Origin of the sequence: Dorea hominis (genome assembly GCF_014287705.1) — a bacterium.
In the GTDB taxonomy this organism is placed as follows: Bacteria; Bacillota; Clostridia; order Lachnospirales; family Lachnospiraceae; genus Dorea_D; species Dorea_D hominis.
This window is the reverse complement of record NZ_JACOOY010000015.1, coordinates 20688-45186: the sequence shown is the minus strand read 5'-3', so window position 1 is coordinate 45186 and position 24499 is coordinate 20688. Positions and strand designations below refer to the sequence as shown.

Annotated in this window: 26 protein-coding genes, 1 pseudogene and 1 riboswitch; of the genes and pseudogenes, 8 read left to right on the top strand and 19 right to left on the bottom strand. The window is 40.3% G+C overall.

Going from position 1 to position 24499, the window contains the following annotated elements:
• Window positions 1–14: 14 nt before the first annotated feature.
• The 4 genes from H8S07_RS11250 to H8S07_RS11235 form a co-directional block, all read right to left on the bottom strand.
• Window positions 15–1367: an amidohydrolase family protein gene (locus tag H8S07_RS11250; RefSeq protein ID WP_117538021.1), complete on the bottom strand. Its 1353-nt coding sequence runs from the start codon at window positions 1365–1367 to the stop codon at window positions 15–17.
• A gap of 194 nt (window positions 1368–1561) precedes the next feature.
• Window positions 1562–3136, bottom strand: a complete 1575-nt coding sequence (locus tag H8S07_RS11245; protein WP_186856027.1) for a PucR family transcriptional regulator — start codon at window positions 3134–3136, stop codon at window positions 1562–1564.
• Window positions 3137–3200: 64 nt separating this feature from the next.
• Window positions 3201–3869: an HAD family hydrolase gene (locus H8S07_RS11240; RefSeq protein WP_186856026.1), complete on the bottom strand. Its 669-nt coding sequence runs from the start codon at window positions 3867–3869 to the stop codon at window positions 3201–3203.
• A gap of 69 nt (window positions 3870–3938) precedes the next feature.
• Entirely contained in the window at window positions 3939–4295 is a 357-nt protein-coding gene (locus H8S07_RS11235) for a molecular chaperone Hsp90 (RefSeq protein WP_105310374.1), read from the bottom strand.
• Between the two features lie 195 nt (window positions 4296–4490).
• Here H8S07_RS11235 and H8S07_RS11230 point away from each other — a divergent pair, with 195 nt between their 5' ends.
• The gene (locus tag H8S07_RS11230; protein ID WP_243176016.1) at window positions 4491–5849 is read left to right on the top strand and encodes an MATE family efflux transporter; all 1359 of its coding nucleotides are present in this window, start codon (window positions 4491–4493) and stop codon (window positions 5847–5849) included.
• A gap of 102 nt (window positions 5850–5951) precedes the next feature.
• Here the strand turns inward: H8S07_RS11230 and H8S07_RS11225 are convergent, their stop codons facing one another.
• The 8 genes from H8S07_RS11225 to H8S07_RS11190 form a co-directional block, all read right to left on the bottom strand.
• Complete coding sequence (locus H8S07_RS11225) at window positions 5952–6569, bottom strand: flavodoxin family protein (protein WP_186856025.1); 618 nt, start codon at window positions 6567–6569, stop codon at window positions 5952–5954.
• A gap of 163 nt (window positions 6570–6732) precedes the next feature.
• The gene (locus H8S07_RS11220; protein ID WP_118520375.1) at window positions 6733–7209 is read right to left on the bottom strand and encodes an MATE family efflux transporter; all 477 of its coding nucleotides are present in this window, start codon (window positions 7207–7209) and stop codon (window positions 6733–6735) included.
• 83 nt (window positions 7210–7292) lie between these two features.
• Window positions 7293–7754, bottom strand: a complete 462-nt coding sequence (ribH, locus tag H8S07_RS11215; protein WP_021860297.1) for a 6,7-dimethyl-8-ribityllumazine synthase — start codon at window positions 7752–7754, stop codon at window positions 7293–7295.
• A 105-nt stretch (window positions 7755–7859) separates the two neighbouring features.
• Complete coding sequence (locus H8S07_RS11210; protein ID WP_186856024.1) at window positions 7860–9056, bottom strand: bifunctional 3,4-dihydroxy-2-butanone-4-phosphate synthase/GTP cyclohydrolase II; 1197 nt, start codon at window positions 9054–9056, stop codon at window positions 7860–7862.
• A gap of 81 nt (window positions 9057–9137) precedes the next feature.
• Entirely contained in the window at window positions 9138–9830 is a 693-nt protein-coding gene (locus H8S07_RS11205) for a riboflavin synthase (protein ID WP_186856023.1), read from the bottom strand.
• A complete protein-coding gene (ribD, locus tag H8S07_RS11200) occupies window positions 9812–10921 on the bottom strand; it encodes a bifunctional diaminohydroxyphosphoribosylaminopyrimidine deaminase/5-amino-6-(5-phosphoribosylamino)uracil reductase RibD (RefSeq protein WP_186856022.1) in 1110 nt (369 codons plus the stop codon). The genes H8S07_RS11205 and ribD overlap by 19 nt, the downstream gene beginning before the upstream one ends.
• Before the next feature lie 275 nt (window positions 10922–11196).
• A riboswitch (FMN riboswitch) is annotated at window positions 11197–11311 on the bottom strand.
• Between the two features lie 55 nt (window positions 11312–11366).
• On the bottom strand, window positions 11367–12485 hold the full coding sequence (locus H8S07_RS11195) for a 5-methyltetrahydropteroyltriglutamate--homocysteine S-methyltransferase (protein WP_186856021.1): 1119 nt from the start codon (window positions 12483–12485) through the stop codon (window positions 11367–11369).
• A 175-nt stretch (window positions 12486–12660) separates the two neighbouring features.
• Window positions 12661–13575: a LysR family transcriptional regulator gene (locus H8S07_RS11190; RefSeq protein ID WP_186856049.1), complete on the bottom strand. Its 915-nt coding sequence runs from the start codon at window positions 13573–13575 to the stop codon at window positions 12661–12663.
• A gap of 139 nt (window positions 13576–13714) precedes the next feature.
• Between H8S07_RS11190 and H8S07_RS11185 the strand changes: the two genes are divergently transcribed.
• Genes H8S07_RS11185 through H8S07_RS11165 form a run of 5 tightly spaced genes read left to right on the top strand, consistent with a single transcriptional unit; the run spans window position 13715 to window position 18757 of the window.
• Complete coding sequence (locus H8S07_RS11185) at window positions 13715–14155, top strand: RrF2 family transcriptional regulator (RefSeq protein ID WP_021860021.1); 441 nt, start codon at window positions 13715–13717, stop codon at window positions 14153–14155.
• 3 nt (window positions 14156–14158) lie between these two features.
• Entirely contained in the window at window positions 14159–14536 is a 378-nt protein-coding gene (locus H8S07_RS11180; RefSeq protein WP_021860022.1) for a CidA/LrgA family protein, read from the top strand.
• Window positions 14533–15222, top strand: coding sequence for an LrgB family protein (locus H8S07_RS11175; RefSeq protein WP_021860023.1), 690 nt, complete (start codon window positions 14533–14535; stop codon window positions 15220–15222). Before H8S07_RS11180 ends, H8S07_RS11175 begins: the two co-directional genes overlap by 4 nt.
• Window positions 15223–15248: 26 nt before the next feature.
• The gene (locus tag H8S07_RS11170) at window positions 15249–17000 is read left to right on the top strand and encodes an ABC transporter ATP-binding protein (protein ID WP_186856020.1); all 1752 of its coding nucleotides are present in this window, start codon (window positions 15249–15251) and stop codon (window positions 16998–17000) included.
• A complete protein-coding gene (locus H8S07_RS11165) occupies window positions 16997–18757 on the top strand; it encodes an ABC transporter ATP-binding protein (protein ID WP_186856019.1) in 1761 nt (586 codons plus the stop codon). Before H8S07_RS11170 ends, H8S07_RS11165 begins: the two co-directional genes overlap by 4 nt.
• Before the next feature lie 184 nt (window positions 18758–18941).
• Here H8S07_RS11165 and H8S07_RS11160 read toward each other — a convergent pair whose 3' ends face one another.
• The 7 genes and pseudogenes from H8S07_RS11160 to H8S07_RS11125 all read right to left on the bottom strand — a co-directional run bounded on the left by H8S07_RS11160 (window position 18942) and on the right by H8S07_RS11125 (window position 23511).
• Complete coding sequence (locus tag H8S07_RS11160; RefSeq protein ID WP_118520385.1) at window positions 18942–19850, bottom strand: EamA family transporter; 909 nt, start codon at window positions 19848–19850, stop codon at window positions 18942–18944.
• A 21-nt stretch (window positions 19851–19871) separates the two neighbouring features.
• A complete protein-coding gene (locus tag H8S07_RS11155; RefSeq protein WP_186856018.1) occupies window positions 19872–20195 on the bottom strand; it encodes a hypothetical protein in 324 nt (107 codons plus the stop codon).
• Window positions 20196–20317: 122 nt separating this feature from the next.
• Window positions 20318–21067 carry a YibE/F family protein gene (locus H8S07_RS11150; protein ID WP_021860028.1) on the bottom strand — a complete coding sequence of 250 codons (750 nt, stop codon included), beginning with the start codon at window positions 21065–21067 and terminating at the stop codon, window positions 20318–20320.
• Window positions 21061–22197, bottom strand: a complete 1137-nt coding sequence (locus tag H8S07_RS11145; RefSeq protein WP_021860029.1) for a YibE/F family protein — start codon at window positions 22195–22197, stop codon at window positions 21061–21063. The genes H8S07_RS11150 and H8S07_RS11145 overlap by 7 nt, the downstream gene beginning before the upstream one ends.
• A 12-nt stretch (window positions 22198–22209) precedes the next feature.
• Window positions 22210–22410, bottom strand: coding sequence for a hypothetical protein (locus H8S07_RS11140; protein ID WP_207722422.1), 201 nt, complete (start codon window positions 22408–22410; stop codon window positions 22210–22212).
• Between the two features lie 31 nt (window positions 22411–22441).
• Window positions 22442–22594 (bottom strand): annotated as a pseudogene (locus H8S07_RS11135) (metal ABC transporter solute-binding protein, Zn/Mn family); the annotation flags it as partial.
• A gap of 704 nt (window positions 22595–23298) precedes the next feature.
• Entirely contained in the window at window positions 23299–23511 is a 213-nt protein-coding gene (locus tag H8S07_RS11125; protein ID WP_004846074.1) for a helix-turn-helix domain-containing protein, read from the bottom strand.
• A gap of 110 nt (window positions 23512–23621) precedes the next feature.
• Here H8S07_RS11125 and H8S07_RS11120 point away from each other — a divergent pair, with 110 nt between their 5' ends.
• Window positions 23622–24026: a hypothetical protein gene (locus H8S07_RS11120; protein ID WP_117890480.1), complete on the top strand. Its 405-nt coding sequence runs from the start codon at window positions 23622–23624 to the stop codon at window positions 24024–24026.
• 83 nt (window positions 24027–24109) lie between these two features.
• The gene (locus H8S07_RS11115; RefSeq protein WP_117649998.1) at window positions 24110–24487 is read left to right on the top strand and encodes a hypothetical protein; all 378 of its coding nucleotides are present in this window, start codon (window positions 24110–24112) and stop codon (window positions 24485–24487) included.
• Window positions 24488–24499: the final 12 nt, after the last annotated feature.

Below are 24499 nucleotides of genomic sequence, written 5' to 3'. Positions count from 1 at the left end.
CTGTCTTCTCCCCTTTATTTCTGGTACGAAAACATTACAAGCTCACCTACTCCGGTCTTTCTTACCATACCAAATTTGCTAATCCATCCACCTGCTCCACAGTTTCTTCTCACCGCACGGTTTTCAAAGGATACAATTTCTCCATTTACGATTGTGTACGTTGCAAGTTTATCGTCCATATCTACAACTGTAACATTTGCAAGTGCGCCAACACCAAGATGACCAATCTTATCTGTCCACCAATTATTTGCTGTTCTATTTCCGATTAACGCTGCCGGATTACAGGTCATTGTCGCAACTGCATCACTCAGGCTTAAAACTCCACTTTGTGAAAGTTCTATAATAGCCGGAATATTATCTCGTGTATCCCCGAATCCTTTCATCGTTCCCTGATTCTGTCCATCCGAAATCAGAATCTTTACTTTTCCTGATTCCAATGCATCATATGCTAATTTCTGCGATTCTTTTGGAAGTTGAAGCCCTTCACGACTTCCTCGTCCTGCACGAAGCATGGTTGTAACAAACTCTGCGGAAATATTGTCTCCATTTACCAGATCAAGAACGCGTTTCATACCTTCTGCTGCTCCCATGTGTGTTCCACATCCTGCCGCTGTAGCATGTGCCAGATGTAATGGACGTCCTTTTGCAAGTGAGACCAGTCTTTCCGCATGTTCTGGGTCCTGTGTATGGGACATATAAATCAGATTTGCTTTTGAAGTAATTTCATAAATCTTATCAATATTTTCATCAGACATAATAAAATGTCCCATATGATCTTTAATTCCAACCGTTAAAGCAGCCGTTGTATTGGTAATTCCATTTCTTGTCATCTTTGTAGATAATGTATCTGCATCTATCTCGCCTTTAAACATACGAATCAACTCATCTACTGACATCTGTGTTCCAAGTACATTTGCAGCTCCAAGATAAACGCCAAGGTTAATCGGAACTCCATGATCTACTTCCGCACCGAGAAGAGATGGTGCCATAAATGTATTTCCGGCTCCCGGTGATAATCCTAATGTCACGCCATCTTCTGCTGCACAGAAAATTGGATTTGTACTTACTTCAAATAAATCGCCAAGATGTAAATGCATGTCAACCAATCCCGGCATAACAGTAAGTCCTTCGCAATCAATTACGCGATCACCGGTCTCTGCTGCGATATCATCTGCGACCTGACAGACAATCCCATCTGCAATCAGGATATCGGTCTGTTTGTCTACTTTATTCTTTGGATCAACAACATGTCCGCCCTTTAAAATTAACCGTCCGCTCTTTTGTATCTGCCCGATTGTATCCTGCATCTGATTCTTTTTTACAGTTGCCAGTGCTCCGTCCAAAAATCCTACTTTATTTTCGTACATTTGTCTACCTCCTTCTTTGAATACTGTATTGTTATTTATGTGACGTAGTATACCAGACTTTATTTTGACTTTCTTCATCTTTTTGATACTATTTTCTCAGTAAATTATTGTACCAAGTGGACAACAGCGAAAAATATACAAAAAAATATACAGCTAAAAAATTCCTATTTACAAAATTTATTAGCTGTATATTTTTATTTTTCATGCATCTGATATAACTTCAATGCGAGTTCCAGATTTAAACGTTCTTCCTGATCCTGCAGATCCAGTTCTAATATCATTCCCAGTTTACGATATCGGTATTTCATAGAATTGTAATGAATAAATAACTTTTCTGAAGTTACTTTTAAATTCCATCCATTCGTTACCAGAGCAATAAAAGTATCCATCATATCTGTATGATGCTTTCGATCATATGTACAAATTTTTTCGATATATTGTTTTTCAAACTCTTTCGCTTCTGCACTATGACTTACCAGTGACAGCAACTTAAAAATCCCAAGTTCATCATAAAATACAACCGTATCTTCACGTTCCATACTACGGATAATTTCTATCGCTTTTCTGGCTTCTTCCCAGCTGTCATGAATCTGGCTTATATCTTTTCTGTAATTTCCAATTCCGATAGTCGCCGTAAATGGAATTACACGAGCAATCTCATCTTTAATTTCCTTTGCCAGTTTCTTTAAGTTTCCTCTAAACGTCTCTTCATCCTTGTATTTTTCTGTAATAATAAATACAATCTGATCACTTAATTTACTATACACATAGTGTGCATATTCCTGTCCGACACGCTGTTTGCTGATTAACAAAACCCGTGTCATCATTTCCATCATACGTCTGTTTACATTTTCATCCAGATGTTTTAAATACTGTTTTTTAAAATGATCAATATCTACAATAAATACGACTCCACCAAGATAAAAATCCCAGTTATAGATCATCGCACGATTTATGATTTCTTCTTTAGAGCTAATATTTCTGGTTAACATATCCTGCACAAACTGCTCTCTGTAATCAGCTTCAATTTGGCGCGCTGTAAGTTTTTTCTGTAATTTTAATATTAAAATAGTGCCCGCCTGCTCAATCGCAATCTGATAATAATCCCGAAAGGATTCATCATAGTCGTTCCATTTACTTCCAAATACAAGGTATCCGTATTCTTCTTCATTGATATGAATCCGATACCGCCCTGTTTCTTCTATTCCCCCCTGGGCGGTGTCTTTCGTATAATAAGTTTTATCAAAACAGGTATCTACAAATGCGGCTTCCTGATGAATATGTTCTTCCAGAAAAGATAAAATAGTAGAAATATCTTCATCTTCCAATACCATCTTTGTACAAGCCTGATGCACTCGTTCCGAATACTGCAGGATTCTGGATTGATGATTAATCACCTCCTGCAGCACTGGATTGATCACATCTGCAAATGCAAATTCGAATGGAATAGCAATAATGGGAAAGTTCAATTTATTTGCCTTTTCTATTGCATCTTGCGGATATTCATAAATAAACCGGTCTAACTTTATTCCCAGAGCACATGCTCCATGTTTGTCCAGATTTTCAATTAGAAAAGCTAAATATTCCGGCTGATCTTTGACTACATAACCAGATGTAATCAAAAACTCACCGCCTTTCATCCACTTATAAATATCCGGCGCATCCATAACACTGACCGTTTTCACTTCCCGATCACTGCCGTTTTTCCCGGCTATAATCTTAAAATTCCGAAATATATCCATGGCAAGAATATCTCTGAGTCTTATCATTTTCTCACCCGCGTTCCTCTAAACCGCCTTTATTGTCTGTTAATCAACGCAATAACTATTTTTCCTACATTTCCTGTATCAGCTTAACCAGCTTCTCTATGCCATCTTCCGTCCACGCCGGGATCTCCAGAATTGCATTCGGGATGTCCTGATGTCCGGAGTGTGGATTATGCAGCCATACGCAATCCATCTTCGCTGCCCGTGCTGCTCTGCCGCCATTCGTAGAATCCTCAATGACAAGGCAGTTATCTGTCGGAACATTCAGCCGTTCTGCCGCAAGCAGGAACGTATCCGGTTCCGGCTTTGGATGTTCTACATGGTCTCCGCTTGTAATGCTATCAAAATACGGCATCAGACCAAGTCTTGTCATTGCATCCATAATCTCACTCTCTGGTGAGGAAGAAGCAACTGCAAGCTTGTATCCCATTTCTTTTAATTGTTTTAAAGCATTTTCTACTCCTGGCATCTCCGGAAATCCTTCTGCCTTAACAATCTGTGATTTCTTCACCTTCATAATCCGATTCATTTCATCCAGATCCGGAAAATCCACTCCATAATGCTCCTTTACCAGATCTCTGAAAAACTGTCTGGTTGATCCGATACATGGTAAATAAATATCATAATCAAACTCCACATCATAGTGTTCTTTTAAGATCTCTTTCCAGCATCGGTAATGCAGTGGCTCTGTGTCAATCAGTACTCCATCCATGTCAAATATAACTGCTTTTATCATCTTGTAAACCTTTCTGTTTCTTATATCAGTTTTTTATTTATGATATCAAGATTTCTGACATCATCGCAATTATGCTAATATCTCGTCTTTCTTTGCCAGAATTGCTTCGCATGCCGCACATGCCGGACAGTCACAATACTTCGCACCTGCTGCTTTGATCTCTTCTGCATGAGCAAGTACACCTTTTGCAGCATCTCCGAATACTTTTGCTCCCATATCAGATCCTGCAAATGCAATCAGTCCATCGATCGGCATGATATCTTCTTCCAGTTCTGCAATATAATTTTTTGTTACTTCTGCTTCTTTCTCTGTCCCAACTGCTTCAAGCCATGCATTTGCTGCTTCTTTTGCTTCTGCTGAGCAGGATGTTGCCGCGATCAGTTCTTTTGTTTTTTCTGTTACATAAGTTTTTACGTTCTCTGTCATTTCTACACTACTTCCTTTCTTTTATTACCCTTGCCGGAATTCTCTATTTCAGATTATAAGCATATCCGCATAATTTTGCAATCAGGGTTGTATTTCTTTTTTCTGAAATCTATAATGTATTTGCCAGATAGAATTATAGTACTTTACTTTAATTATAAATACAGATTAATCGATTTTAACAGGAGATTTAATAATATGAATGAAACTACGAAAAAAGAATCGCGCCAGATGGATATGCTCCATGGCAAAATTTTCAAAAATATGCTGATCGTTGCACTTCCGCTCGCCGCCTGCAGTATCATGCAGCAGTTATTTAATTCTGTCGGTGTCGCCGTTGTCGGTCGTTTTGCCGGAAGTGAAGCGCTCGCTGCCGTTGGCAGCAATGGGGCTGTTATTAACCTGCTGGTTACATTATTTTCCGGCATTTCACTTGGATCAAATGTAATCATCGCCGGCTATATCGGCGAAGGCAATCAGCAAAAGATTCCAAGCGTTGTACATACTGCCGTTACGCTGGCACTTATAAGCGGAATACTATTACTTTTGCTTGGTCAGATCATTTCACATCCAATCTTGCTGCTCATGGGCGCACCGAAGGATGTCCTTCATCTGGCAACCGTTTATCTGCGGATCTATTTTCTCGGTATGCCATTCATGATGCTCTATGATTTCGGCGCATCGATTCTTCGGAGTATCGGAGATACAAAACGACCACTTCTGGCATTAATTGTTTCCGGTGTGGTAAATGTAATTTTAAATTTCCTGCTTGTTGCCGGTTTCCACATGGATGTTGCCGGTGCCGGTATTGCTACAGTTGTTGCAAATGGTGTAAGTGCACTGCTTGTCATCTTGTTTTTACTGCATGAAGAAGAACCGATCCGGGTTTCTTTTAAAAAGCTCGAAATCAACACTTCGGAACTTATCCGTATTTTAAAAATCGGTGTTCCTGCCGGACTGCAGGGCATGGTCTTTTCTGTTGCCAATGTCTGTATCCAGTCTTCCATCAACAGTTTTGGCTCAAAGGCGATTGCCGGTTCTTCTACTGCGTTAAATTTTGAATACATTACTTATTTTATCGTAAATGCATTTGCGCAGACAACAGTGACTTTCACAAGTCAGAATTACAGTGGAAAAATGTATGACCGTTGCAAGAAAGTCTTTCGGGAAGCCATGCTTGCAAGTATGATTTTCTGCGGGATTTTAAGTATGGTCTTTATTCTCGGACGTAACTTTTTTATCGGTCTGTATACGACAGATCCGGATGTCATCCACTATGCAATGATCCGCCTTGTGATTATTACTTCTCTGGAACTTCTGACAAGTACTTATGAAATCAGCGGCGCTGCACTTCGTGGGATGGGACACTCAATGACACCTGCCGCACTTACAGTCTTTGGTTCCTGTGTTCTGCGTCTGATCTGGATCGCAACCGCCATCCGTATCTGGCACAATTACACTTTGCTGATCTGGATTTATCCGATTTCCTGGGTACTTACCGGAACGATGGTTTTGACTGCATACTTTCTCACAAGGAATAAACTATTTAATCAATAATGATCGCGTAAAAAAGGATTCGAGATTTCATTTCTCGAATCCTTTTTTATGACAGCGAGTAAATACGCCCTTTCTCGTGCGACATCATTTGATGACTGTAAATCATCGTATAAAGTTTGTTCCCCGCCTTGCTTCTTTTTCCGGCAGTCCATATGCTTCTTTTCCAAGTTTGATACTCTTCATTAAGAATGTCATATTTCTTGCAAGTGTACGCATTGTCTGCAGTCCTTCCGCATCCTGACAAGCTTCCTGTGGTTCTCTTCCATGGATACTGTTCCAGTACTGGCTGGATGCGACCGGCATTCCGGAGATTGTAAAATATTTATTCAGTTCATCAAAAGTCGCTGAAAGTCCGCCTCTTCTTGCGGCAACTACACTGGCTCCGACTTTCATCGTCTTATCAAAATGTGTACTGTAGAACAGACGATCCAGATAAGCGATCAATGTTGCATTTGCGGATGCATAATAAACAGGACTCGCAATTACAAGACCGTCACATGCTTCAAATTTTGCTGCGGATTCATTTACAATATCATCAAAAACACATTTTCCTTTTTCCATACATGTATAACAGGCAATACATCCCCGGATGTCTTTGTTTCCGATATCGAGAATCTCTGTCTCGATTCCCTCTTCATGAAAAATCTTCACCATCTCTTCTAAAGCAACTTTTGTGTTTCCTTTTACATGTGGACTTCCATTGATCATTAATACTTTCATCCTATACTTCCTCCTTCTTTTGGTAATAATAAACTCAACAGCAGTGATACAACAAATACACTGACAACCACGTTACCACTAAACACATCACCAACTGCCTGTGGCTTAGTGCAATCTTTGTCACTATAAATATAATTGAAAACAGGATCCAAAGATCAGGGAGTTAGCCTGTTAGCTTATGAATCCATTTATAACTTTTAAAACGCAGAAAAATCGGCAGACACTTAAATATCTGATCTGACTGAACTGCGATCACTACTATTTCAACTGGAAGTTTCCAGTAAAATGCAGTTAAAAAGGATAATGGCATGACAATCCCCCAAACCGAGATCAGGTTAAGATACATGGAAAATTTTGTATCTCCACCACCCTGAATGAGCCCCACTCCAACCGGCATTTGATACGCCATTCCAACCATAACCACACTCATGATCATCATAAAATGATCTGCATATAAAGTTGCCTGCGCACTTAACCGGTACATAGACAATAAGGGGGCTTTCAATGCATGTTGACACTGTATGCTACCAAATTCTGCAATGCGATCACTGCCATCAACTTGAAAAAGGACCGGTAAAACACCGGATCCTTTGAAAAAAATGATTGCTTCATTTATTTCTTTTCCTCTCTGACCTTTCATGCAGGTTTTTGTACTTTATATTTTATATCATTTCGCATAAACAGGTAAAGGAAAATATAAATTTTCTGCTACTTCCTTCTCGCTTATATTGTTCTGAGCAGATTAACCATCTCAACCGCGCCAAGTGCACAATCATATCCTTTATTTCCGCCTTTACTTCCGGCGCGCGCAATTGCCTGTTCAATGTTTTCTGTTGTAAGCACTCCAAACATAACCGGTATTCCGCTTTCCAGGGAAACTGTCGCAATTCCTTTGGACACTTCATTGCAAACGTAATCATAATGCGTTGTATCTCCGCGGATAACCGCGCCAAGACAAATCACTGCATCGTACTTTCCGCTTTTTGCCATTTTCGATGCAACCAGTGGGATTTCAAATGCTCCCGGTACCCATGCGATATCTACATCTTCGTCTTTCACATCATGTCTGAGCAATCCATCCATTGCTCCGCCTACCAGCTTTGATGTGATAAATTCATTAAATCGTCCTGCTACGATTCCTACTTTCATGTCTGTTGCAACTAATTTTCCTTCTAATGTATTCATGTCTTATCCTCTTTTCTTTTTCAGAGTCATTTCCGGCTCTGTTTTATTTATGTATTGTTCCTGAACAATCTGCTTCTATCAAAATTATCCCTCTGTTTTGTCTGTTTAAAATTGTAATAAATGTCCCATACGTTCCTGCTTTGTCTTCAAATATTTCAAATCATAATTCGTTGCATCCATCTGGATCGGCACGCGCTCGCTGATCTCCATTCCGTAATCCTGGAGCTGATATACTTTATCCGGATTGTTTGTCAGAAGACGAAGCGAACGGATTCCAAGCTCTCTTAAAATCTGTGCTCCGATATAATACTCTCTCTGGTCTGCCTCAAATCCCAGTGCCAGATTTGCATCCAGTGTATCCATTCCATTATCCTGCAGACAATAAGCCTTTAATTTATTAACCAGACCGATTCCGCGTCCTTCCTGCCGCATATATAAAAGTACTCCACGTCCTTCTTTTGCAATTTCTTTCATGGAACATTCAAACTGCTGTCCACAGTCGCAACGGAGAGATCCAAATACATCTCCGGTAAGGCACTCCGAATGTACCCGGCATAACACATTTTCTCCCTCTCCGATCTCGCCCATAACAAGCGCAATGTGATGTTCCTGATTCAATTTATTCACATAACAATACGCAGTAAATAATCCGTATTTTGTCGGCATCTTCGTTACTGCCTCGCAGGAAACGAGTGTTTCTTTTACTTTTCTGTACTCCTGCAGCTCTTTGATAGTCATTGTCGGAATTCCATGTTTTTCTGCAAATGCTTTTAATTCGCTTGTACGCATCATCGTACCGTCTTCCTTCATGATCTCACAACACAGCCCACATTCTTTAAGCCCGGCTAAGCGCATAAGATCTACGGTTGCTTCTGTATGTCCGTTCCGTACCAGCACACCGCCGTCTCTTGCAACCAGCGGGAACATATGTCCCGGTCGCCTGAAATCTTCCGGTTTTGCACCGTCTTCAATGCATTTTCTTGCTGTAAATCCACGTTCCTCTGCTGATATTCCGGTTGTTGTATCCACATGGTCAATAGATACGGTAAACGCAGTTTCGTGATTATCTGTATTGTGTGCAACCATTGGTGCCAGTGAAAGGCTTGCTGCTACTTCTTTGCTCATCGGCATACAGATTAGCCCTTTCGCATGCACTGCCATAAAGTTTACATTTTCTGTTGTCGCATACTGTGCCGCACAGATCAGATCACCTTCATTCTCTCTGGTCTCGTCATCCATAACAAGAATATTTTTCCCATCCCGCAATGCTTGTAAAGCATTTTCTATCTTTTGAAATTCCATAGTTTCTCTCCTTCTATTTGACTAAATTATTAATTCTCTGCTGAACCTGTCATCGACAGTTTCCTCTTGATCTCCTGTCTGTTAATACCCGTAACGTTCCAGAAATTCTGCCGTAATTCCACCTGATTTTGAAGATTTACCATTTTTTCTATCTGTATTTCCTTCTGGTTTCTGCAAATTACTGTTCCTTTCCCGCAAGAATTTTTCCACATATTTTCCGATACAGTCTGTTTCCAGGTTTACCGGATCCCCCACTTTCTTTTCCTGCAGTGCAGTATGATTCAGTGTATGTGGAATAACAGATACCTGAAAGGTTTTATCGTCAACTGCCGCTACTGTCAGACTGATTCCATCGATTGTGATCGATCCTTTTTCTACTATGTAGTGTAGTATCCCAGCTGTTGTTTCAACCGTATACCATATTGCAATACTGTCTCTTTGCATTTTGCGGATTGTGCCTGTCCCATCGATATGTCCACTGACAATGTGACCGCCAAATCTTCCGTTTGCCGCCATTGCCCGTTCCAGATTCACTTTGCTTCCTCTTCTAAGAAGTTTAAGGGAAGTCCGGTTCATTGTCTCATGCATAACATCTGCACAAAAACTGTCCGTGTCATATTTCGTCACTGTCAGACAAATACCGTTGACGGCGATGCTGTCTCCTATATGAATATCTTTTAATATTTCCTTTGTCTGGATCTGAAGACGGATTGAGGCATCTTCTGTCCTGATACTGCTTACCTTTCCAACCTCTTCTATGATTCCTGTAAACATTTATATTTCACATCGCTTTCTATTAAAAAATCTTCTCCGATCTGTTTGAGCCGACTGTTCACCAGTTGATATGCATCTGCCGGTTCATCAACGCCCATACCGCCTACCGGTCCGATTCCGGTGCCCCCGAAAATCTTCGGTGCAATATAAGTCTGTACACGGTCCACAATCTGTGCTTCTAATGCATTTGCATTTAATGTGCCGCCTCCTTCCAGCAAAATGCTGTCAATTCCAAGTGCTCCGATTTTCTGTACAAGCTCTTTAAGATCTATTTTCCCATTCTTCTTACTGACCACCAGAACTTCACAGCCTGCTTTTTGATAAAGTTCTATTTTCTCTCGGTTTGTTTCACATGTTGCAAAAATTGTCCTTACCTGCCTTGCTGTCTTCACAATCTGCGAACCCGTTGAAGTGCGAAGTGACGTATCACAAATGATACGGACCGGATCTTTTCCATTGGCAATCCGGCAGGTCAAAAGCGGATCATCTTTTCTGACTGTTTCACTTCCTACCATGATCGCCTGATATTCCAGTCTTGTTTTCTGAACGCACATTCTTGCCGTCTCACCGGTAATCCATTTGGATTTTCCGCTTGCAGTTGCAATCTTTCCGTCCATCGTCATTGCATATTTCATTAATACATAAGGAATTTTTGTTGTTATATATTTCCGAAAAATATGTGTCAGTTCCATGCATTCTTTTTCCAGAACCCCAACTTCTACTTCCACGCCTTTTGATTTCAAAAGCGCAATACTTTTTCCCGCCATCAAAGGATTCGGATCTGTCATTCCTACAACAACTTTTCGAATCCTGTGTTCTAAGATTGCTTCCGTACATGGCGGCGTCTTTCCATAATGACAACAAGGTTCCAAAGTCACATAAAGAGTTGCTCCTTCCGAAGATTCTTTACAGTTCTTTAATGCATTGCGCTCTGCATGCAGTCCGCCATAATATTCGTGATAACCTTCCCCGATAATTTTTCCGTCTTTGACAACCACCGCACCTACCAGCGGATTCGGGTTCACTCTTCCCTTTCCTTTTTCAGCAAGCGTAATCGCACGCTGCATATAAAATTCTTTCTCATCTGTCATTCCTTTTTCACCTCCTGTTTTCTACAGCAATAAAACACGCTTTGCGAGTTTTATTTGCTGATTAGCGGTCGTTAAATGCAACCATTCAAGCATGGCGCATTTTCCTCGTCGCCATAACAAAAAAGAAAATGCCTTGAATTCTACCTCATTCAAGACATTTAAAAGTTTCTTTTGATTATTTTATCAGATATAAAATATAAAAAGCTCTGAAATGGATGTTCATTCCAGAGCTAAATGTTCAAATCTGATTCTTCGTATTGCTTATCAAAGATTCTTCTCATCTTCTTTCATCCAGACTATACTGTCGGCTTCGGAATCTCACCGAATCATACCTTACGGCTCGCGGGCTTTACCGCCGGTAGGGACTTACACCCTGCCCTGAAGATAGTTATTCAATTGACTGCCTTTATTATAGCACTGCGCAAGAATCTGTCAAGAGAGAGTTTTATCCCCACACTTCTTCTGCTACTTCTTTAACGAGTGCAAGTTTTGCCCATTGTTCTTCTTCTGTAAGTTTGTTTCCAATCTCGCAGGAAGCGAATCCACACTGCGGACTTAAACACAGACGGGAAAGTGGTATATATTTTGCAGCTTCATGAATTCTTGCAATAATCTTGTCTTTGTCTTCCAGTTGCGCAGATTTTGTTGTCACAAGTCCGAGTACAACTTTCTTCTCGCCCGATACGGCTGCCAACGGCTCAAATCCACCGGAGCGCTCATCGTCAAATTCCAGATAATATGTGTCTACATTTTCTCTTGCAAATAATACTTTTGCAACGCTGTCATATGCTCCGCTGCTTGCATAAGTAGAATGAAAATTACCGCGGCATACATGTGTATTGATGATCATATCCCCTGGTTTTCCTTCAATTGCAAGATTATTAATACGAACAAGCTGCTCTTTGATCGCTTCCAATCCTTCTTCATCTGTTCCGAAAAATGCTTTTGCATTTGGATCTACCAGCATGCCCCAGGAGCAGTCATCTAATTGTAAATTTCTGCATCCTGCTGCATACAGATCTTTGATCACTTTACGGTATCCTTCTGCAATATCCTGCACCAATTCTTCTGTATCTTCATAATATTTGCTCGTATTCGGCATTGCAAATGGCATGATCATCTGTTCTAAAAACTGTGCCGGAGCAGGAATTGTCTGTTTTGCAACTGTGTTTTCATCTTCCAGTGCTTTCACAAAACGGAAATGCTCTACAAACGGATGCTCTCCTGTTACAGCTACTTTTCCTGTCAGGTAAGTGTCATCGATCATAGCTGCTTCCCCGTGGAACGGAAGTCCTGTCTCTGTTTTGCTGTGTCCGACTCCGTCAAATCCCCACATGAAATCCAGATGCCAGGTTGCTCTTCTGAACTCTCCGTCTGTGAGCACTTTGTATCCTGCTGCCTTCTGTTTTTCAACCAGTGCGCGGATTTCCTGATCTTCTACACTTGTCAGTCCTTCTTTTGTAATGGTTCCTGCCTCATATTTGCTTCTTGCCACTTTCAGCGCTTCCGGACGCAAAAAGCTTCCTACATAATCATATCGAAATGGTGTGTTCTGTTTTGCCATTGTAATTCCTCCTCTGTAATCTATTTTTATTTGCTTTGGTATCTTGTGTACAATGGCTATTATATCGGCATTCCTGTTATTCGTAAAATACACAAAAATAGTTGTTTGTCATAACTTTAAGCTATATCAAGCAACTATTTCTTATATGCATTATTTATAATTAAACGCTAATAAACTATGGTGACAGCGGATTTGTAGCATATTTCCGCAGTGCCTTAAGATACGCATCTCCAAGTTTACTCGGATGAAATTTCTTATGCAACAGAATTCCAATCTCCATCTCCCCTTCTTCATCCAGCGGAACTGCAACAATGTCTGAACTATTCAGATTTTCATCAATCACACCACTGCATACCGTATATCCATTCAGACCGATCAGCAGATTAAATAATGTTGCCCGGTCTCTTACACGGATATTTTTCGGACGCTCTACCATGCTGAATATTTCCTCCGAAAAATAAAATGCATTATGCTCTCCCTGTTCAAACGACAGGTACGGATATGGTTTCAGTTCTTCCATTGTCACGCTTTTCCTGCCTGCAAGCGGACTTCCGGAACTTACAAAAATATGCGGTCGTGCGACAAACAGTCTCTCAAAGCAGAGATCATTCGACTTCAGAAGCTTGTCGATCACCGCTTCATTAAAGCAGTTCTTATATAAGATTCCGATTTCACTTTTCAGACTTGCCACATCTTCAATGATTTCATATGTCTGTGTTTCGCGTAGAGAAAAATCATATTTTTCATTTCCATATTCTTTAATCAAGTCAACAAAAGCGTTTACTGCGAAAGAATAATGTTGCGTCGATACACAGAATTCCTGTTTTCTGGCACTTTTATTCATGTATTTTTCTTCCAGAAGTTCTGCCTGTTCCAACACCTGTCTTGCATATGCAAGAAATTCTTCACCGTCTTTTGATACAACAATTCCTTTGTTGGTCCGCTCAAAGATCCGCACATGCATTTCTTTTTCCAGCTCTTTGATTGATTTTGTCAGACTCGGCTGTGAAATAAACAGTTCTTTTGCAGCTTCTGTCATCGTACCTGCCTTTGCAACTGTAACTACATATTTTAATTGTGCCAGTGTCATCCTCCCTGCTCCTTTCTGTGTGGCATTTGGTGTTATCATACTTTCTTTTTCCTTTCATTGTCAACTTTTTTTGCTTCTTGTCTTGAATCCCCTATTACCCTCCGCTATAATAGGTTATTGATGATTGGAGGAAAAAAATATGATTTCTACAAAAGGCAGGTATGCCCTTCGCGTTATGTTAGATCTTGCCATGCAAGATCCTGAGCGTTATATTCCGCTGAAGGAAATTGCCTCAAGGCAGGAACTCTCAGAAAAATATCTGGAGATCATCCTGAAAACACTTGTAAAACAGAAACTATTACGGGGTATGCGTGGAAAAGGCGGCGGATATCAGCTGACACGTGCACCGAAAGACTATACCGTTGGCGAGATTCTCATGCTTACCGAAGGTAATTTATCTTCCGTAGCCTGTCTTGCACCGGATGCTGAATCCTGTGACCGTGCTTCGTGCTGTCTCACATTACCAATGTGGCAAAAATTCGATTCTATGGTGCATGATTTCTTTTTTGGCATTACCTTAGCCGACCTTTTGGAAAATCGCTCTGGTCAAACAACAGAAAATCAATCACAGGAGTTGTAACAAATGAAATTTATTAAACAATTTGGCATTATTCTTGCCATCTCTTTTATCGGAGAGATTATGAATTATCTGATTCCTCTCCCGGTTCCGGCAAGTATCTACGGTCTTGTTCTGATGCTTCTCTGTCTGCATTTTGGAATTGTACATATTGATTCCGTGAAGGATTCCGGCAAATTTCTCATAGAAATCATGCCACTCATGTTCATTCCTGCGGCCGTAGGTCTGATCGAATCCTGGAAAACCATCGGTTCCAAAATCGGAACTTACCTTATTATAACGGTATTATCTACCATCTTTGTTATGATTGTCGCCGGTCACACGACACAGGCATTTATCCGCTTTTCAAAAAGCAAAGACAATCAGGAAAGGAAGGACTCATGAATTTTTTTGAAAACTCTGTCTTCTTCGGCGTCACAATAAGTCTGATCGCTTATGGCTTTGGTCACGCCCTACAGGGCAAGTTTAAGCTGGCTATACTGAACCCGCTCCTCATCTCTGTGGCATCTATTATCGCCCTGCTTGCGGTCACCCACATTGATTACAAAGCTTATTACAGTGGCGCACAGTACCTGAGTTATCTGCTCACGCCTGCAACCGTCTGTCTGGCAATTCCATTGTATGAACAGTTCGAGCTGCTGAAGAAAAATCTGGCTGCTGTCATATGTGGAATCTTCTCCGGAGTTTTTGCATCCTTATGTTCCATTCTTGCAATGGCTGTATTCTTCGGCTTATCCCACAAAGAATACATTACATTCCTTCCGAAGTCTATTACAACAGCAATTGGCATTGGTGTATCAGAAGAGCTTGGCGGATATGTGACATTAACGGTTGCCGTAATTATCCTGACCGGTATTCTCGGTAATATTATTGCGCCGTTTATCTGTCGCCATTTCCGAATTACAGAACCGATTGCACGCGGAATTGCTATTGGAAGTGCTTCGCACGCCATCGGTACTGCAAGAGCTATGGAAATGGGCGAGATTGAAGGTGCAATGAGCAGTCTTTCCATCGCGGTGTCGGGACTTATCACAGTTATCGGTGCATCCATATTTGCACAATTTATGTAATATCAAATAACTATGGAGGATTCTTTATGCGAAAACTTGTAATTTATCTTTCGAGTTATAAAAAAGAGAGCTTTCTGGCTCCCTTTTTCAAACTTCTGGAAGTCGTTTTCGATCTGATCGTACCACTGGTTGTGGCACGGATCATCGACGTGGGCATTGTGAACAATGACCGCATTTACATTTTACAGCAATTTCTTATCCTGCTCCTGATGGCAGCAATCGGACTTGCCTGCAGCTTTACGGCACAATTTTACGCCGCAAGAGCCAGCGTAGGCTTTGCTACAAAAGTAAGACAGGCTCTGTTCGACCATATTCAGACGCTTTCCTTTACAGAGCTGGATACACTTGGTACAGACACGCTGATCACAAGGATCACCGATGATGTAAACCAGGTACAGAACGGTCTGAATCTTGGGCTTCGTCTTCTTCTTAGAAGTCCTTTTATTGTAATCGGTGCAATGGTTATGGCATTTATGATCAATGTGCGCTGTGCCCTGATCTTTGTTCTGGCGATCCCGATTTTATTTGTCGTCGTATTTTCAATCATGCTTGTCAGCATCCCGCTTTTCAAAAAAGTACAGGGACACTTAGATCATGTAACCGGGCTTACGCGCGAGAATTTAACCGGTGTACGTGTTATCCGGGCTTTCTCCCAGGAAGAAAGCTCTGTCCGCGACTTTGACAGTGCCAACCTCGCTCTGACAAAATTAAATGAATTTGTCGGACGTATTTCTGCATTGTTAAATCCACTGACTTATCTGTTGATCAATATGGCAACGGTCTTTCTGATCTACAAAGCCGGAATTGAAGTAAATCTTGGAAATTTAAAGCAGGGACAGGTCGTTGCACTTTATAACTACATGGCTCAGATTATTGTGGAGCTCATCAAACTGGCTTCCCTCATTATCACTCTGAATAAATCCATGGCATGCGCAGATCGTGTAGCTTCTGTCTTCAGCCTTTCTTCTTCCATGACTTATCCGGAAGAAACAAAAGCGGACAATGACAATACCGACACAGCCGTTGCTTTTGAGCATGTCAGCTTTACTTATGAGGGCGCAGGTGCCGCCAGCCTGAGTGACGTTTCATTTTCTGTAAAGAGGGGACAAACCGTCGGCATTATCGGCAGTACCGGAAGTGGTAAGTCTACACTGGTAAATCTGATCGCCAGATTCTACGATGCAACTGCCGGTTCAGTTTTTTTAAATGGAAAAAACATAAAAGATTACAGCCGCAATGATCTCTGCGACAGAATCGGCGTCGTTCCGCAGAAATCCGTTCTGTTCAAAGGCACCATCCGCGATAATCTCCACTGGGGCAATCCGGATGCAACAGATGAGGAGCTCTGGAATGCACTGGATATTGCACAGGCAAGAGATGTTGTAGAAGCAAAAGAAGGTTGTCTTAATTTTGATATTGCACAGAACGGACGTAACCTCTCCGGCGGACAACGTCAGCGTCTGACGATCGCCCGTGCACTTGTCAAACATCCGGAGCTTCTAATTCTGGACGACAGTGCAAGCGCACTTGATTTTGCCACAGACGCAGCACTTCGAAAAGCACTGCATAATTACTGCAAAGGAACAACAACTTTCCTTGTTTCCCAGCGTGCAGCCAGCATCCGTCAGGCAAATCTCATCCTTGTACTGGATGATGGATCTCTTGTCGGTACCGGAACTCATGATGACTTATTAGAACATTGCAGTATTTATCAGGAAATCTATTATTCGCAATTTCCGGAAGAACGCAATAAAGGAAGAAAGGAGGCAAACGTATGAACCCGAACAAAAACAGCTCCAACCAGAAAAGCTTAACAACTCTCTGGAAAGTATTACGTTTTATCGGAAGATACCGCTTCCTTCTGATTCTGTCTATCCTGTTTGCCTGCATCACTGTCGTCATGCAGTTATATGTGCCAATCCTGTTCGGAGATGCGATTGACCAGATCATCGCGGAGCATCAGGTACATTTCCATAAAATGATATATTTCCTCGGTCGCATAACAACTCTGGTTATCCTTTCCAGTATCATTACCTGGTTTATGAATATGATCAATAACCAGCTGACTTACCGTACCGTACAGGATATCCGTTCAAAAGCGATCCGGCAGATTCAGCGTCTGCCACTTTCTTATCTGGACGGACACAGTACCGGAGACATTGTAAGCCGTGTCATTGCAGACACAGACATATTATCTGATGGTCTGCTTCTTGGCTTCACCCAGTTGTTTTCCGGAATTGTAACAATTATTGTAACTTTACTTTTCATGTTATCCAAAAATATCTGGATTACTTTACTTGTCATCGTATTGACACCGTTTAGTTTCTTTGTTGCGAAATTTATTTCTTCTCGTTCTTATGAGATGTTCCACAAGCAAAGTACTACACGTGGAAAGCAGACAGCTCTTATTGAAGAAATGATTGGAAACCAGAAAATCGTACATGCTTTTGGATATGAAACCACAGCATCTACACGCTTTGATGAGATCAATCAGGATCTGAAAGAATACAGCCAGAAAGCTGTCTTTTACAGCAGTCTGACAAATCCGTCCACACGTTTTGTCAACAACATCATTTACGCAGGTGTAGCGCTTCTAGGTGCCTTCCTTGTTCCTTATGGAATGTTGACCGTCGGCGGGCTGTCCGTTATGCTCTCCTATGCAAACCAGTATATGAAACCATTTAACGATATCAGTTCCGTCATTACAGAGCTGCAGAATGCGCTTGCATGTGCTTCCCACATTTTTGAGCTTCTGGAAGCAGAGCCGGAATCTGCGGATTCAGCAAGTGAGCTGACAGATATAAAAGGAGAAGTGACCATTGATAACGTATCCTTCAGTTATGATCCGTCAAAAGAGTTGATCCGTGATTTTAATTTAAACGTAACACCGGGTATGCGTATAGCGATCGTTGGTCCTACAGGCTGCGGAAAAACAACACTTATTAACCTGCTTATGCGGTTCTATGATGTTCAGAGCGGTTCTATTTCCATTGATGAACAGAACATTCAAGAGATTTCCCGCCATTCTCTGAGACATAGTTTTGGTATGGTTCTTCAGGATACATGGATTAAATCCGGGACTGTCCGCGAGAATATCTGTATCGGAAAGCCTGACGCAACAGATGAGGAAATTCTCGAGGCTGCTAAACGATCCCACAGTCTTGGATTCATCCGTCGCCTGACGGATGGGCTAGATACGATGCTCCACGAAGACAGCTTAAGCCAGGGACAAAGGCAGCTCCTTTGCATTACGCGTGTCATGCTCTGTCTGCCGTCTATGCTGATTCTTGATGAGGCAACTTCAAGTATCGACACACGTACAGAAGTGCAGATTCAGGAAGCGTTTGACAGACTCATGCAAGGACGTACCAGTTTCATCGTTGCACACCGTCTCTCAACGATCCGAAGCGCCGATCTCATCCTTGTGATGAAAGACGGAAAAGTAATTGAACAGGGAACACACGATGCACTGATGCACGCCGGCGGTTTCTACAAAGACTTATACAACAGCCAGTTTGCAAAGGTAACCGAATAATTATAACAATAGACCCTACCGAACCTGCCACTGGCTGATTTCTATAAATATTATAGCGACGCAAAAAGCAGATTCTGTATGAATGCTCTTCATACGGAATCTGCTTTTTATAACTGATTATTTATTTTGTTTTCTATATACTCTTTTTGTATACATTCTGCCTGAATTCTGCAATCTAATAATCTTATACGTCATATACTCCCATGATCACAATACCGATTGCGACAAACAGGATCATCAAATAATGCTTCCATGAAAGCTTCTCCTTTAGGAAGATACGGCTCCACAAAACCGACACAACGCAATAAGATGAGATCATCGGCGCGCTCATTGTAAGATGCTTACTGTCTGCAATTGCAAAAATGTAAGCCAACTGTCCTGCTGTTTCACAAATAGCTCCTGTATACTTTGGAACTTCTAATTTCAATGTAAAATGATCTTTCTTGATCACAATCACATAAATGAAGCAGACAACAGCTGCGATGAAGAATGTCAGCTCATATGCTACATTTGCACTGCTTTCATTCAGTGTCTCAAGAACACGGTTATCTGCATATGTCCCTGCTGCATCCAAAAGGCAATATGCAAGCGGCAGTGCCAGAGCCAGCCAACTCTTCGCATATTGATAATTTCCTGCTTCCTGACGCTTCTTGCGAAGCTCATCATCCTCTTTGGACTCAACAACACCCAGGCCGATTACTCCGACGCATACAAGAATAACTGCAATCAGTATTGCCTTATGCTCTGTATCAAACTGTCCGGTTACCAGCGTTGTTACTGCTACAAGTGCGCCGGATGCATTACAGATTGGTGAAGAGATGGACAATTCAATGTACTGCAGTCCCAGATATCCCAGTGTCATAGAACCGATATATAATAAAGATACCGGTAAATATGTCCAGATTACATGAAGGTTAATCTCTACTCCCTGAACAAATATCTCAATCGCCGCATGGATACCCATAACTACACCAACAGCAATTACCATTTTTAAATGATTGTACTTTTCATTACCATTACGGCAGCCAATCTTCGAAAAAAGATCTGAGCCACTCCAGCAAAGAAGCGCAATCAATGCAAGCCAAAACCACATTTTTTATTTCTCCTCTATTCTTTAGTTTTTCTCTGTATCTTCAGTCTTAGCTCCATCAAGGCTTTCCAGGCTAGAGAAAAATAATTCATAGAAGTCATCTTCTGCTGTCAGCATCGGGGAATTCTCACCACCGCCATTCGTGCTGCGTTTCATTGCCGCGTGAAATTCTTCACCACTGGCAATCAGCTCCATCTCATATAGCTCGTATCCCATCCCACGGCAAGTTCTGCAAAAAGCACTCACCGGATCGGATTTCAGGCGCGTCCCAAGAAGCTGTTTTCGCAAATCCGGATCCTTCCCTGCCCTTGTCTGCAATTCATCCAGAATCTCCACCACGTTTCTCATATTTCTCACTCCTGCTTTTTCTTTTGTGGACTTCACATGACTAAATTGATACATGAATCAGTCACCATGATACCAAAAGTAGGAATACCTTGTCAAATAATTCGAATGTCTTTTATCTATTTTCAGGCTTTTCTGCTTTGTTTACCTATCAATAATGCCGCCATCGGCATCACGATAACGCATGCAATCGCACCAAATATCATAGATACACAATTTTGAAACAGTATTTTTGAATTCAATAATGTTTCCAGCGTATAATTCCGCATCTTCAAATACGAAAATAGCAATAAAGATTCTCCAAGATAAGCAAATAGTAATGTATTCACTGTTGTTCCGATTACTTCTCTTCCAATCTGTATTCCACTTTCTATAATTTCCACAATACTCATATCCGGTTTATGAATGCTGATTTCATATACAGAAGTTGTCACAGTAAGCGCCATATCAAGCACAGCTCCTAATGTACTGAGTATAATCACAGCTATTGCAACATTACGCATATTGATATCAAGATCCATATTATAATACAACACATCCTCTTCCGCCGCCTGAATCTCATTCAGCCCTCCCGTTTCGCTGCTCCATACTATTATATAGATAAAAACAAATAGAACTGTCATTGTCAGTAATGTTGCTATAAATGCACTCTTTGTCTTGACATTTGTGCCATTTTGATAAAATAACGTTATGCAGGAAATAATGACAGCTGCTCCGACTGTAACCAGAAGCACCGGTGCACCCGCGGCCATGAGCCAGATTGCCAAACTTAGAAACAGCATATTTCCACACAATGAAATAATGGATACAACCCCTCTGTCTCCACCAATAACGACAATCAAGAACAGTAACAGCAAACCAAGTATTATCAACATGTCTTCTTCACCTTCCTCACTGTTAATTTCATCATCACAGATGTGATCAGAATGGATACAGGTATTGCCAATACAATTCCAATACTCTCTACAAAGAATCTACATAATTCGCAAGGTATATGCAATCTGATAATCGTCATAAGCCGAACACTGTTATTCATTCTGATCAGACACATCGGAATCAAACCACATCCAAATACAAAAAGCAACACATTAATCATTGTTCCCATAATGTCATATCCAATCTCTCTTCCGGACCGAAACAACTCCCGGAATGTAACTTCCGGCTTCTTCGTAACAAGTTCACTCAGCGCCGCTGCAATTGCCACTGCAACATCCATAATCGCTCCAAGTCCAGACAACAAAATCTCCGCATGAAAAATCTTGTCCGGAGTATCAATGCTTCCCAAATATTCCATCGTAGAATAATCTAACTCATCAACATGACGAATCACAACGTCAAATACTCCCATGATCATCGCCAGTACGAGCAATGTTGACACTAGCGCTGCCCATGTTTTTCTATGGATTCCGTTTAAACCAACCAATGTAAAAACTGCAAAGAAAATTACCATTTTATTACAGATTGCTACCACGTCTGCCTCATCACTACTGCTTAGAAATCCGATTGCAAATATTATGATGTTGATTCCCACCGTCACGATAGTGAGTATGCCTTTCTTTCCCGCAATGGTCATCAATATAAATATCAAAAGTCCCAATAATATGACAAGTTCAGCATCCCTTTTCTTTCCTTGAATACCGGAACCCACATTACTGTAAGATCCACTCAACAGTACTTTATCGCCTTTGTGATATTTCTGTTTCAACATTCCTGTATCTGTGTATTCATTGGAAAAGTCAACAACTTCTCCTTTATTTTTCCCATTCAGCACGACACCCCGAATCTTTTGCTTATATTTGATCTCATGTGTTCCACGGGTGCTCTTATTCTCTCCCACCTTGCTTGTCTCAACTTTTGTCAGTTTTGCAATCGGCGTCTGATACAACCAGGCATCATTCATAACAAATATAACCATAATCAGATATATCATTCCGAATATTCCATATAGCTTTGCTCTTTTACTTTTCTTTATGTATTCTTTTATTTTCTTTGCAATCAGTTTCATTTTTTTCTTTTCTCATTTTATCTGTAATTTTAAATTTACAAGATGACCATACAACATATCATCTTCGAATTCTTTATATGTTTCGAATTTACCAGTTACCTCTATCTCTATCTCATCTTTGGGGTATTCATCCTGACTATTTCTTTCCTGTTCGGAAAATCTTTTTGTATAGCTGTCTGCTGCGGTAAATATCCAACTGCCAAATTCTGACAACTGATCTGCATATCGGAACCTCCTACTGCAAAGCTTCTTTCAGTGCACCGTCTACCCATGCATCAGACTCTCCTCCTACATAGATGAACAGATCACAATCTGATACTTTTGCAAGATCTGCTGTTGTCGGTTGATAGCTGTGTAAATCCACACCATTATCAAGGAGCATGGTCAGTTCCATGTTCTTGCTTTTTTATGAATAAAGCCCTCCGTTATTTTGCATATTTTCTAAAAAAGCATACAAAAACAAGACGGTATCTTTTTATACCATCCTATTTTTCAGAAACGTTTTATTCAATCATTCATCCTGACCTTCTGGCTTACCAAGGAGAACGTAAGCAAAATCCAACCGTATGCCGGAAACAGAGAAACTACAGCTATTAACACAAAATTTCCTGTACAGTAACATGCTGTCCTTGTATAGATTTCAAATAATTAACTAACTCTGTCATCTGTTTTGTCTTGTATCTGGCTTTTGCCATTTCGATCTCTCCCCTTCAATTTGGAAATCGTTTTCATTTTATCACAGCATTTAATCTTGTCAATATAATTTGGAAATCATTTTCATTTTTCTTAAATTTCTTCTGGTACTTTGTTCGTTCCCATCAGTATCAAAACCATATCTTCGCTTAATGCTTCGGAAGGATCCGGGTTAACTTCTATAAAACAAAAAGAACCTGAAAGTCTTAACTTTCAGATTCTTAAAGAGCAGGGGATGAGAGAATCGAACCCTGTGGGAACTCCTCACAATCCCCATAAAATAAGCATTTCTTCGATTGAGTTTTGACTACATTTGACTACCTTTTGACAACATGGGTGGTAAAAAACAAGAAAGGAGAAATCGTTCGGCATGGTATCATCTTTTTCATGCGTCACTTCATATCTCCTCTAAAATACATTATCGTCTGGATAGTGTGTCATAATATCTTCTACATTACAATCCAATATATTACACAGCTTATCAATCGTATTCACTTCAACATTCTGATTATGTCTTAATCTGTTCAGTTGAGAACGGTTCATATGATAATGCGTATACAAATCATATTGTGAAATGCCTTTGGCTTTCATTGTCTCCCATAATTTATCGTATTTAATCATCTCACGAATTTTCCGCTTTCTTTCATAATTCCTTGCTATGTAATTATTATTAGCGTAAAATAGCATTTATAATAGTGTTCGTATGCGAACACTAATTTGAAAGGTGTCGTATGAGAAAACGCTATATTATTATGAGAATATTGATATGTATTATTGCTCTTCTGGGATATTTACAATACGGACGTGAAGAACAAGCTGTTAACACTATGGTCAGCACTTCTGATACTTTTTATAAACAAGAGTTTGATGTCATTGCTAATAAGCTGTTTAACTTAGACAAAGAAAAATATGCAGAAGAACTCATTGAAAAGGCAGTTGAGAATAAATATAGAAACGTTCGCTTTTCTTATGATATTACAGGTTATCCGAACGAAATAGTTATATCTGTTTATTCCAATGAGTGGAGTTATGAGCATAATCAACGTATGTATCAGATTATATATTCATCAGATAATGACGGTAATAATGTTAAAAACAATGCTGATAAATTTAAGATTCAAATATACGAAAAATGATTTAGATTTTCATATGACTTACTTATCGTTTAATGATACAATAGTTACAGAAAATTGAATTTTATTGAAAAGAGGGTATATAGATGAATTTTATAGATAAGGCTTTATCAGAGATTACCAATGGTGAAGACTTTGTTCAAGCAATGGCAGATATTTATGAACATGCAGAAGTCCGAAAAGAGTTCGGAAATTTGCCATCTTGGATTCAAAATATTATAACAGTCATAGATTATGACACAGAATTAGCCATGAATGGTTTAGACTTTAAATCTTATAAGAATGTTATTGAAGCTCTCACTGATATGGGATTGATTGAAGAAGCAAAAGTACTAACCGCTTTTGAAAATGACTCTTCACAAGAAAATACAGATATTTACTATTATAATCTTGCTCTAAATAATGATTATGAATCTTTTTGGGATAAAGTATACTCGTATGCTGACCAAAATATAAAGAGATAAATTCACACTTGT